The organism is Niallia sp. FSL K6-0212 (assembly GCF_038007605.1).
In the GTDB taxonomy this organism is placed as follows: Bacteria; Bacillota; Bacilli; order Bacillales; family Cytobacillaceae; genus Niallia; species Niallia circulans.
In genome coordinates this window covers 404408-416562 of sequence record NZ_JBBOXL010000001.1, presented here as the reverse complement: position 1 = coordinate 416562, position 12155 = coordinate 404408, and the positions used below count along the sequence as shown (strand labels likewise).

Here is a 12155-nt window from a genome sequence, read left to right as displayed (position 1 = left end):
TTACAACGGAAAAGGGGAGAGTAGGCGAATGAAAAGCAAGAACACTAGCATATCTTTTTATTGCTTCTTAGCTTCTATTGTTGTCTTTATTCTAGCTAACATGATGGGGAAGTTATATGATGAAACAGGATTCAGCATTGGAATTGGGAACGATTATCTCGGTTATAGCATATTAGCAAGTATATCTATCATCCCTTTAGTCGGACTGATATTCGGATTAAAAGGCGAAAAAAGTCGCTTGAAATACCTTTCTATTGTTGGAAACTTATTAGTATTCTTGACAGTGGGCCTCTTATCAATGGCTTTAATCGTTTACGACTTCCTACCACAATAAGCCAGGATAAGTATTCAGTCTGCGGGAGATTGCCACCAACTTATCTTTCTTAAAAAAACATAGCCCCATTATAATTAGACGAATGGATTTAATATGTCCGTATAATTGTTCTAAGGGCTGTTTGGCTGGAATACTTATTCCAGTATTTTTTTTGATGAAATAACTGCAGCAGAAGGCATCTTGGTGAAGAATATAAATGAAAGCCCTTTACTGTAAAAAATAGATAAAGAATCAGTAATTTTTGCATAAAAAGAAGCAAAATCAGCTATTATTTTCTTGACACTTCTAGAATGTCACATTAATATTATGTAGACCAGTTGTTATAATACTTTTAAGAAGAGATGATCGAATGAAAAAAGGCAACAATAAAAAAGAAGCAATTCTAACTACTGCAACGAAACTATTTCAACTGCAAGGATTCCATGCAACGGGTCTTAATCAAATAATTGATGAGAGTGGTGCTCCAAAAGGCTCCTTGTATTATCACTTTCCAAACGGGAAAGAAGAAATTGCATTAGAAGCAATTAAGCGAATGCGAGAGCTAGTAGTAGAGAAAATGAAAGCAGACTTATATAGCGGGGAAACACCTGTAGCTGCCTTTCAACAACATGTGAATTCTATCGCAAATGAATTTGATCAGATGGGCTGCAGTGCACTTGAAGGCTTGCAAATTAGTCTGATTGCTTCTGAAACAGCGTTAACACATGAAACGCTGCGCTTGGCATGTGATGCTACTTTTACCGATTGGCAGGCGCTTTATACAAATAGGCTAGAGGACTTTGGCTTTGCAGAACCACTGGCAAAGGAACTGGGTATTACGTTAAATGCAATGATAGAAGGTGGGTGCATGCTTGCTCTCACGAATAAGAGCAGTAACCCCCTGCGTTGCATTTCGAATCAAATAGCAGTGCTGTTAAAACAGTGATTTTTTGGATTTAAAGGAGGAAAAGAAATATGACAATGGATATTCCCGCTAAAGGCGAAACAATTGGGAAAACGGAGTTTAAGACGGTGCCGATTATTGCCTCCTTTTTAATTGCGGGCTTTATTGGATTATTTAGTGAAACGGCACTGAATATGGCATTAAGAACAATTATTACGGATTTTAGTATTAACGAAACAACCGTACAATGGTTAACAACAGGTTATTTATTAACACTTGGAATTTTAGTGCCTGTGTCAGGACTTATTCTACAATGGTTTACGACAAGACAGTTATTTATTACTTCCCTTATTTTTTCGATTTCGGGAACGCTTATAGGAGCAATTGCGCCGACCTTTACAATCTTAATGGTTGCTCGTGTTGTTCAGGCAATTGGTACAGCACTATTATTACCGCTTATGTTTAACACAATTCTTGTGTTAATTCCCCCGCATAAACGGGGAAAAGTAATGGGGATGATGGGGTTGGTCATTAGTTTTGCTCCGGCAGTAGGGCCAACTATTTCTGGATTAATTCTTCGCTCTCTTACTTGGCACTGGATTTTCTGGATTTCCCTGCCACTGCTTGTGGTTGCGCTTGTTTTCGGCAGTATATTTATGCAAAATGTAACGACATTAACGAAGCCAAAGATTGATATTTTATCGATTATTTTATCAACAATTGGATTCGGTGGTATTGTTTACGGGTTTAGTAATGCTGGAGAAGGCGGCGGATGGGGCAGCTTAGAAGTAATTATTTCTATTGCCATTGGACTAATATCATTAATTTTGTTTGCTATTCTTCAAGTGAGAAGTGAGCAGCCAATGATGAATTTAGGTGCTTTTAAATATCCAATGTTTGTTATAGGTTTAGTACTTGTCATCATGATTATGATGGTTATGCTTTCATCCATGATTTTATTGCCGCTATATTTACAAAATGTGCTAGCATTAAGCACATTTACAGCAGGGTTACTTCTTCTGCCGGGTGGTTTAATTAATGGATTGCTTTCGCCAATTATGGGAAGTCTCTTTGATAAATTTGGTCCAAAATGGTTAGTTATTCCTGGTCTTGCACTAGCAACTCTTGCATTATTTGGATTCTCTACCATTGATATTGATACATCATCAGGTTTTATTATTGCTTTGCTGATTGTATTAATGATTGGTGTCTCTATGGTAATGATGCCGGCACAAACAAATGGCTTAAACCAATTGCCGCCTGAATTATATCCACATGGAACTGCAATTATGAATACGTTGCAGCAAGTTGGTGGAGCTATCGGAACAGCAATTGCTATTTCTCTTTTAGCTTCAGGGTCAGCGGAATATATAGATAGTGGTGCGACCGATTTAACCAACCCGTTAAGTCCATTGCTTGCCTTTACAGCTGGTGTACAGAAATCATTTAGCTTTGCGATTATTGTTGCAATCATTGGTCTAGTTCTATCGTTCTTTATCAAACGAGTGAAAGTAGACCATCCATCTCATTAATAGCAAAATAATATAATGAAAAATCGATTGGAGGAATATCGATTTGCACTTTTCAGTGTGAATCCCATTCTTTCAATCGATTTTTTTTCTTACAATTAAACCATTCCACCATTAACGCGAAGAGTCTGACCTGTAATCCAACGAGCATCTTCACTCGCTAAAAAGGCGACAACTTTTGCGATATCGTCCGTTTCTCCGAAGCGGCCGAAGGCGTTTAGTTTTTTTAGGTTTTCTAATTGTTCAGGGCTTTTGCCATCCATAAACAGCTCGGTATTTGTAGGACCAGGTGAAATCGTGTTTATAGTGATTTTTTTGGGACCAAATTCTTTTGCCAGCTGTCTTGTAATTTGTTCGACAGCTCCTTTTGTTGCTGCATATAGGCTGTAACCAGGGAACATCATTCCTGCTACAGAGGTGGAAAAATTAATAATTCTTCCTTCTGCCTCCATATGCTGAAGCGCTTGTTGGCAAGCAAAATAAGTTCCTTTTACATTGATGGAGAAATGTAAATCAAATTCTTCTTCTGTTACAGCCTTTAATGGTATAGTGTGCATTATGCCAGCGTTATTAACAAGAATATCTATTTTTCCAAAGTGCTGAAGGGTTTCTATAAATAAACGTTCTACCTCTTTAACTTTACTGACATCTGCTTGAACTGCAATAGCTTCTCCACCTTTATTCACGATGCTTGCAACAACTTCTTTAGCTTTTTTTGAGCTACTTGAATAGTTAATTATCACCTTCGCCCCTAATTGAGCAAGTTCTTCTGCGATAGTTGCTCCTATTCCTCTCGATGAACCAGTTATAATAGCGACTTTATCTTGTAAATGCTTCATTTCTTCCTCCCATAGCTAATTATTAGTCTTTAGATAACATACTGTAATGATAAGAAAACTTTCAGCAAGAGTGATAGAAGATTTCTGTATAATCTTTGCCTAATTCTCCAAATAAGAGGTAAAATGTATGAAAAGTAGGGGGGGATATGGTGAATAATAAAAATGAGTTAACGGAACTGGTAGAAAAATACTTTAAAACAGATGGTACACACGCAACAGAAATTAACCATCTAAGCATTGTCCGAGCATCCACATTAACAGAACCGCTTCATTCTATTGTCGAGCCTTCTGTTTGTTTCATTATACAAGGTTCCAAAATAGTGATGTTGGGGGAGGCGATATTTCGCTATGATTCCAGCCAGTATCTAGTTATATCTGTGCATCTGCCTATTCGCGGGAAAATAACAGAGGCTATGAAGGAAAAGCCATATTTATGTATTAGACTTGGATTTACGACAGAACAGATTTTAGAAGCAGTTGCTAATCATAAGGAAGTAGTTTCAGATCCTCCTAAAAGAGCGATGCTTGTAAATAAAACCACCTCTGAAATGACAGATGCCTTACTTAGATTAATAAGGCTGCTTGATACTCCAAAGGATATCCCTGTTCTTGCACCATTATATCAAAAGGAAATATTATATCGGATTTTACAGAAGGAGGATGGTGATCAGATAAAGCAATTTGCCATTTTAGGAACTCATGCCCAGGCGATAAAAGAAACCATTCAATTGATAAATCAGGCATATGCCGAGCCGCTTCGCGTAGAGGAATTAGCTAAAGCTGTGAATATGAGTCTTTCTTCCTTTCATCATAATTTTAAGGTGATTACGGGTATGTCTCCTTTGCAGTTCCAAAAAATGATTCGTTTACAGGAAGCGCGCAGGTTATTGATAGCTGAAGGATTAGAAGCAGCGGAAGCAGCTTTTCAAGTTGGGTATGAAAGTCCGTCGCAGTTCAGCAGAGAATATAGCAGATTGTTTGGATTGCCGCCAAAAAGTGATGTGAAAAAATTACAAGATAATTGGAAATAAGGAAAACCTACTATTTGGAGCACAAATGGCAGGTTTTTCTTTTTATGCTGACAATCATTAAGTTTTCAAAAGTGCGTTATGATTGAGTACATATTAAGGATGTAACCTTATTTAAGATTTTGTTTATCATATTTATATTTTACCTAAAAAAACATATAATTCGTTTAGTTTTTCCTATAATTTGTTTATTGGTTAGCACTCTCTTCGATATTATAATTTAGCTATACCGAAAAGAAAGCGTTTTCTAAAGAAAGGAGGGATAGAAAAATGGCCATGTTAAGAAATTTGTGGAGAAATAAGGCCTTTTTGTTAATGGCATTGCCTGGAACTATTTGGCTTATTTTATTTTTTTATATTCCGGTATTCGGGAATGTTGTGGCATTTAAAAATTTCCACTATTCAAGTGGCGGATTTTTTCAAAGCTTGCGGGAAAGCCCGTGGGTTGGGTTTGATAATTTTAAGTTTTTATTTTCTTCCAATAATGCTTACTTGATTACAAGAAATACTGTCTTATATAATGTGGCATTTATTGTGTTAGGGTTGATTTTTGCTGTTTTCTTGGCAATAGTACTCAGTGAACTGCGTTCAAAAAGAATGATTAAGATTTATCAAACTTCGATGCTATTCCCTTATTTTTTATCATGGGTTATTATCAGTTATTTTGTCTTTGCATTTTTAAGTCCAGATAAAGGATTAATGAATAGTATCCTTACTCTTTTTGGCGGGGAAGAAATTAATTGGTATAACGAACAAAAATATTGGCCATTTATCTTAATCGTCTTAGGAATATGGAAAGGTGTCGGCTATAATAGTGTCATTTATTTTGCGAGTATAATGGGAATCAACTCGGATTATTATGAAGCTGCGATGGTTGATGGAGCATCGAAATGGCAGCAGATTAAAAATATCACGATTCCGCAGTTAGTACCTTTAATATCTATTCTATCTATTTTATCTGTCGGCAATATTTTTAGAGCTGATTTTGGATTATTCTATCAAATCCCGAGAAACTCAGGTGCTTTATATGAAGTAACAAGTGTCTTAGATACTTATATCTATAACGGACTGACAAGTACAGGTGATATTGGGATGACAGCAGCTGCAGGTCTTTATCAATCAGTTGTCGGCTGTATTTTAGTAGTTCTCGCTAACTTCATTGTTCGCAAATTTGATGAAGAATCTGCATTGTTTTGAGGAAAGGAGGTCCAAATCATACAGTGAAAAAGAAAAAAATAGAGCATGTTCGTGTCCGAACTTTTAGTCGAAAAACAAATATCTTTTTTAATATCATGGTAGGCTTGTTTGCCTTCTCTTGTATTTTTCCCTTCTTATTCGTAATCATTATATCGTTTACAAGTGAAACAGCCTTAATAACAAATGGATATGCATTGTGGCCAAGTGAGTGGAGTATTCAAGGGTACACATATTTAGCTGATTTAAAAACGCAAATTATTCAATCCTTATTTATTACCGTATTTGTAACAGTTGTCGGAACTTTTATCAATGTTGCATTCACATCAACCTATGCTTATGCCATCTCTCGGCCGAATTTTCGTTATAAGCGATTTTTCACCATCTTTGCCTTAATTACGATGTTATTTAGTCCTGGAATGGTACCAAGCTATATTGTGATGACGAATATGCTACAGTTAAAAGATACCGTGTGGGCTCTTATTCTTCCTATGGCTTTAAGTCCGTTTAACATCATCGTGATGCGAACATTCTTTAGAAGACAGGTGCCAGAATCGATTATTGAATCTTCCCGTATTGATGGGGCAAGTGAAATGAGGATCTTTACACAAATTGTTTTACCATTAGCGGTGCCAGGAATTGCAACAATAAGCCTGTTTGCCGCACTAGGATATTGGAATGATTGGTTTAATGCACTGCTATACATTCAAAGTGATAATCTAATTCCACTGCAATACTTATTGATGAAAATCCAAAGCAATATTGATTTTATGACCCAAAATGCGGGCTTAAGTGGAAACTTATCTGGTGGCCTTGCCGCTATTCCAAAAGAGGCTACGCGAATGGCGATGGTTGTGATCTCTACCTTACCGATTGCATGCAGCTATCCATTTTTTCAACGTTATTTTGTTAGCGGCTTAACAATTGGCGGGGTAAAAGAGTAAGTAAATAAAAGGGGGATATGGTATATGAAAATGAAGAAAAAAGTTCCTTTTCTACTTGTTTTGATGTTACTGATTGGCACTGTGTTAGCTGGCTGTAGTTTAAAAGGAAATTCAACAGCAGATAACAGTTCTAAAGATGGTGTAACCACCTTATTAATGTATCAAATTGGTGATAAACCGGAAAATTTTGATACATTAATGGAGAATGTTAACAAGAAAACGGAAAAGGAAATTGGCGTTCGTGTTAATTTACAGTATATTGGCTGGGGCGATTATGAGAAAAAAATGTCCGTTATCGTATCCTCTGGTGAAAATTATGATATTGCCTATGCCAATAACTATGTAACAAATGCGCAAAAAGGTGCTTATGCAGATTTAACGGAATTACTTCCAAAATATGCGAAAGAAGCCTATGACATGCTGGATCCAGCTTATATTGAAGGGAATACAGTGAATGGAAAGCTTTATGCGTTCCCGGTAAATGGTAATGTGTACGCACAGACGATGTTTTCATTTAATAAGCAATATATTGATAAATATAATTTAGATATTTCTGATGTGAAAGGATACAAAGATCTTGAGCCGCTTTTGAAAGTGATAAAAGAAAACGAAAAAGACGTCATGCCATTTTCTGTTGGGCAAGGATTCCGCGTTCTCCCTAATATGGATTTTGTCTTAGGAAATGGCATGCCTTTTGCAGTGGATTTAAATGGAGATACCGCCAAAATTATTAATCAGTATGAGAATAATCAAATGCAAGAAAACTTACGAATTATGCATGAATACTACAATAAAGGATATATTGCTAAGGATGCAGCAACAAGCAATACGGAATACCCATTAAATAGTGGTACATGGTTTGTTCGCCAAGAGACACAAGGACCGTATGACTATGGTGATACCCTTTTATCAACAGTTGCAGAGCAGCCAATAGTTTCCATGCCGATTACAGATCCGATTAAGTCTACAGCACAAGCGCAAATGGCAAACTTTGTTGTTTCTAGTAACTCAAAGAATAAAGAAAAAGCAGTAGAGTTCTTAGGTCTTCTAAATTCTGATCCAGAACTATTAAATGGTCTTATTTATGGGGAAGAAGGAAAAGCGTGGGAGAAGGCCGGAGAAAACAAAGTAAAATTATTAGATGGCTATAAGTCAAATAATCATATGGCAGCTTGGAATACAGGCAATAATAAGATTGTTTATGTTCAAGATTCTATTACTGACGAACAGATCAAAGAGCGAGATGAAAATATTGCCAATGCTACAAGCTCTCCAATTCTAGGCTTCACCTTTAATACAGATTCCGTGAAAACAGAAATCACCAATATTTCGAATGTAATGAGCCAATACCTTGATGGATTAAACACAGGAACATTAGATCCAGATAAAGCAATCCCTGAATTAAATGAGAAATTAGAAGGCGCGGGGTATGAAAAAGTCCGCGAAGAAATGCAGAAGCAATTTGATGCATTTCAAGCCTCTAAAAACTAATCTTTAAAAGGTGCGTTAGCTCTAGTTAACGTGCCTTTTCTCATCATATAATAGAAAGGAGAAAAGCGATATGATTGCCTCTTTTTTGACTACTTTTTTTAACCGATTTTATGTAGTAGTAAAACTGAATCTGTATTTTTGGCTGCTGACTATAATGGGGGGGATTATTTTTGGTATTGGCCCTGCATTGTTAACGATTGTAAAGCTATCTTTAGAGTGCCGTTGGGACCATCAGGAATTAACATGGAAGAATGTTTTTTCTACCTTTAAGACTAGCTATAAACGTGGCAATTTCTCCTTTTACGGATTTTTGCTATTAGGTGTCATTTTAAGCTATAATCTTTATTTTTCCCTTCAAATTAATCATTTGCTCTTTCTCATCATTGACTTCTTGCTTATCTTTGCCCTATTTTTAATTGCTATCAGCTTCCTGTTTTCGCTCTTTATTGAGGCACAATATGAAGCAGCGATAAAAGATGTATGGAAGCTGTCGTTTCTCTTGTTCTTTATGGACTTCTGGACACTCCTTAAACTAGGAGGGCTGCTCGCTGGCATTTCTGTTCTTACTTATTTTAATCCTGCCCTAATTTTATTCGGAAGTATCTCGCTGTTTATCATACTAGCTAGCTTTATTTCCAATAAGCTATTTATAAGACTTAGTCAAAAACTCGTATATGTATCTTAAGGATGATGCTAATTGGGAAGTAAGTATTTTATTAATTCACTATTAAAAACATATTCTATTATCTTAATTTCTGCTGTTACTCTTTTTGCTTTATTAGTCAGCTATAATACAAGCCAGGATAAGCAAAGGACAGCAATCGATTCTGTTGAGAGGGTCGCTAATCAATTAGAAAATATTGTGACAGACAATGAGAAAAAGTTAGATAAAGTAGTTGCTAATTTAATGGCCAGCTCAGAGATGATCACAAGTATGTATCAATATTTTGAGTTAGAACCAGCAGCATATTTACAAAAATCGTTAAGTGAGCAAAGAAATAATGCCTTTCTTTATCTTCCGCGAATCGTAACAGAGATGTATTACTTGGATGATGATATTGAATCGGTAACCATTTCATTAAATGATTATAAAGAAGTCTATTATTCAACGAAGGAAAACAAGGGAGGCAAGAAGTATTTCCATACTCCTATCCGCAACAATCAAGTAGTCTACCAAAAAGCAATAAAGGATCCCAATACTTTATCACAAATTGGAATTGTATCAATTGTTTTTAATGATAAAGAATTAGAACGGATTTTAGATAATGACAAAGAGAAAACGTCTCTTCAAGCAGCAATTATTTCTGATACAAAAAAACTAGTATACTATCAAGGACAATACAGACAAGACTCTGTGCTCCAACAAAAGATTGCAGCAAATTTAGAAGAGTCTTCCGTTATTAGTCTTAAGGATTTAGAAAAACAATATTATATTAAAAGTGTTCATACAAGCAATGACTTTGAGGTGCTCGCTTTCATCAGTAAAAAGGAAGTAAATAACGAATCGATGAAAAGTCTGTTTTTCTTTTTATTTGTTAGTGCTATTTTAGACGGTATTCTCCTTTTTGGGCTCCGAAAAACGTTTAAACGATATGTGATTCAAGTAGAAGATATTCAAAAAGGAACCAATCAAGTTTCAAACGGGAATATGGAAGTACGCATTGAAGAAAAGACGAAGCAAGGGGAGCTAAAGGATATTTCTCATAGTATCAATCAGATGTTAGATAGCATTAATCGCAATATTGAGGATATCTATAACTTAGAAATCAAACAAAAGGATGCTAATATGCGGGCGCTTCAGTCTCAAATTGATCCGCATTTTCTCTATAATACACTTGAGTACATTCGTATGTATGCGGTAAGTGAAGGGGCCGATGAATTATCGAATGTTGTTTATGTTTTTGGAAGCTTGTTAAGAAACAGCATCACCCAAGAGAAAGTAGTTACAATCAGACACGAGCTCGAATTTTGTGAGAAATATGCTTATTTGTATCAAATGCGCTACCGGGATCGCATCGCTTACGGGTTTCAGATAGAAAAGGAGCTTGGAGAAATTAGCATCCCTAAATTTTCTATTCAGCCGCTGGTGGAGAATTTTTTTATACATGGGATTGATCATACAAGGAAAAACAATACAATTAGTGTAAAGGTCTCAAAGCAAGATGGGTATACCTGCATTTTAATCAAAGATAACGGAACAGGAGTACACGAAGATAAATTAAAGAAAATCAACGAATTATTGAAAACGCCTTCTTCAGAAAATCAGTTAGAGTCCTCTATCGGCATACATAATGTAAATGCAAGATTGCGATCCTTTTTTGGAGATACATACAGCATGAGGTTAAAGACCAATCCATTAGGCGGATTAACAATCGAAATCTTGTTTTAAAAGGAGAGGATAGCTTTGTATAAAGTTCTGCTTGTTGATGATGAATATATGATTGTAAGAGGTTTGCAAAAGTTGATTCCTTGGGAGAATCTTGGATTTGAAATTGTCGGCACAGCAGGTAATGGGCAAGAGGCTTTTGAATTTGTAAAAAGACAAAAGGTAGATATTGTGATAACCGATGTAACCATGCCGATCCTTTCTGGGATTGACTTTCTAAAACAAGCACAAGAAGCGTCCATCTTTTTCCGTTTTATTGTGTTGTCTGGCTATCAAGAGTTTGAATATGTGAAAGAAAGTCTCCAGATGGGAGCAGAGAATTATTTAATTAAACCGATAAACAAAGAGGAATTAATCGAGACGTTAAAAAAGTGTATCAAGGAGTTTGAAGAGGAAAAGCTGCGAATCCAAGGCGAAAAATATTTATTTGCACATTTACTCAAACGCTGGGTACATGATGATATTGATTATATGGATTTAAAAAAGATGCTTGCTGCCTTTGATATAAGTACGGAGATGAAAAGGTATCAAGTGCTGATCTTTACCTATAAAAAGAAACTCCATGACCAAGTTCATCAGCTGTTACATACGAATAAAGATTTATATTTTTTTCATCATTATGAAGAAGACCAATGGGTCGTTATCTATTTTGGTGGAAGATGGGGACTGGAGAGCTTAATGAAATCAATCCAAGTGCTATACTGCCAAAATAAAGTGACTTTTGGAATCGGGGAAGAAGTAAAGAAAATGGCTGATGTTTCCTTAAGCTATGAACATGCAAAGAGTAGTTTATATCTTAGTTCTTTTTATGAAAGACAGCAACAATTTATGGACACGGCAACCGCCAATGTTTTAAATGAAAATGTACCGAATATATCGTTCACAGCGTTTAAAAAGGCATTAGGAATAAGAAATATAGAAACAATTCAAACGGAGATTAAACAAATCTTTGCGGAGTTAATGGAATCCGCCGCTTCACCTGCATACACTCGCTATATTATCTTCCTGGTATTCATGGATATTTATCGCGAACTTGAGGTTCAGGATGAATTCATCTATGAAGAGATGGTGGAGAAAATAAATAAAGCTTGTTCTTTTAAAGAGCTGCAAATGATCATTAAAGATCTGTTGGACAATCTGAAGTATAAGAAGTTTAGAAGAGAATACAGCATGAATGTTCAAAATGTCCTCAAAATCATCCAAGAAGAATATCACGAGGATTTAACATTAAAAGCAATTGCCGAAAGGCTCCACTTAAATGTGATGTATGTAGGGCAGATTTTTAAGAAAGAAACCAATAAGAGTTTTTCTCAATATTTAAATCACTATCGCATAAAGCTAGCGCAGAATCTATTGCTGAATTCAGAGCTGAATATAAATGAAATCTCCGAAAAAATTGGCTATATGAGTCCAGGTTACTTTTATAAAAACTTTAAAAAATATTGTGGTATTTCTCCAAAAGAGTTTAGGGACAGCTATCAGCAATTATTTGAGCCGATTGATGAATGAGGAAGTGGATTTGAATAT

General features: G+C 35.8%; 11 protein-coding genes. 10 read left to right on the top strand and 1 reads right to left on the bottom strand.

The genetic code is table 11. The annotated features are described in order from the left end of the window. Positions 1-28 precede the first annotated feature (28 nt). The 3 genes from MHH96_RS01890 to MHH96_RS01880 all read left to right on the top strand — a co-directional run bounded on the left by MHH96_RS01890 (position 29) and on the right by MHH96_RS01880 (position 2749). Positions 29-334, top strand: coding sequence for a hypothetical protein (locus MHH96_RS01890; RefSeq protein WP_095258372.1), 306 nt, complete (start codon positions 29-31; stop codon positions 332-334). Positions 335-683: 349 nt separating this feature from the next. Beyond that, on the top strand, positions 684-1259 hold the full coding sequence (locus tag MHH96_RS01885) for a TetR/AcrR family transcriptional regulator (protein ID WP_047943829.1): 576 nt from the start codon (positions 684-686) through the stop codon (positions 1257-1259). A gap of 35 nt (positions 1260-1294) precedes the next feature. Further along, complete coding sequence (locus MHH96_RS01880) at positions 1295-2749, top strand: DHA2 family efflux MFS transporter permease subunit (RefSeq protein ID WP_412973641.1); 1455 nt, start codon at positions 1295-1297, stop codon at positions 2747-2749. 95 nt (positions 2750-2844) lie between these two features. Here MHH96_RS01880 and MHH96_RS01875 read toward each other — a convergent pair whose 3' ends face one another. Continuing rightward, complete coding sequence (locus tag MHH96_RS01875; protein WP_341116493.1) at positions 2845-3585, bottom strand: SDR family oxidoreductase; 741 nt, start codon at positions 3583-3585, stop codon at positions 2845-2847. A 146-nt stretch (positions 3586-3731) separates the two neighbouring features. Here MHH96_RS01875 and MHH96_RS01870 point away from each other — a divergent pair, with 146 nt between their 5' ends. The 7 genes from MHH96_RS01870 to MHH96_RS01840 all read left to right on the top strand — a co-directional run bounded on the left by MHH96_RS01870 (position 3732) and on the right by MHH96_RS01840 (position 12137). Further along, positions 3732-4616, top strand: coding sequence for an AraC family transcriptional regulator (locus MHH96_RS01870; protein WP_341116491.1), 885 nt, complete (start codon positions 3732-3734; stop codon positions 4614-4616). Between the two features lie 267 nt (positions 4617-4883). After that, positions 4884-5810 (top strand): ABC transporter permease, encoded by a 927-nt coding sequence (locus MHH96_RS01865; RefSeq protein WP_047943831.1) that lies wholly within the window; start codon positions 4884-4886, stop codon positions 5808-5810. Positions 5811-5833: 23 nt separating this feature from the next. After that, positions 5834-6751: a carbohydrate ABC transporter permease gene (locus tag MHH96_RS01860; RefSeq protein WP_047943832.1), complete on the top strand. Its 918-nt coding sequence runs from the start codon at positions 5834-5836 to the stop codon at positions 6749-6751. A gap of 24 nt (positions 6752-6775) precedes the next feature. Continuing rightward, positions 6776-8242, top strand: coding sequence for an ABC transporter substrate-binding protein (locus MHH96_RS01855; RefSeq protein WP_047943833.1), 1467 nt, complete (start codon positions 6776-6778; stop codon positions 8240-8242). A gap of 70 nt (positions 8243-8312) precedes the next feature. Then, the gene (locus tag MHH96_RS01850) at positions 8313-8927 is read left to right on the top strand and encodes a DUF624 domain-containing protein (protein WP_047943834.1); all 615 of its coding nucleotides are present in this window, start codon (positions 8313-8315) and stop codon (positions 8925-8927) included. 12 nt (positions 8928-8939) lie between these two features. Further along, on the top strand, positions 8940-10631 hold the full coding sequence (locus MHH96_RS01845; protein WP_047943835.1) for a sensor histidine kinase: 1692 nt from the start codon (positions 8940-8942) through the stop codon (positions 10629-10631). Between the two features lie 15 nt (positions 10632-10646). After that, the gene (locus tag MHH96_RS01840) at positions 10647-12137 is read left to right on the top strand and encodes a response regulator transcription factor (RefSeq protein WP_047943836.1); all 1491 of its coding nucleotides are present in this window, start codon (positions 10647-10649) and stop codon (positions 12135-12137) included. Positions 12138-12155: the final 18 nt, after the last annotated feature.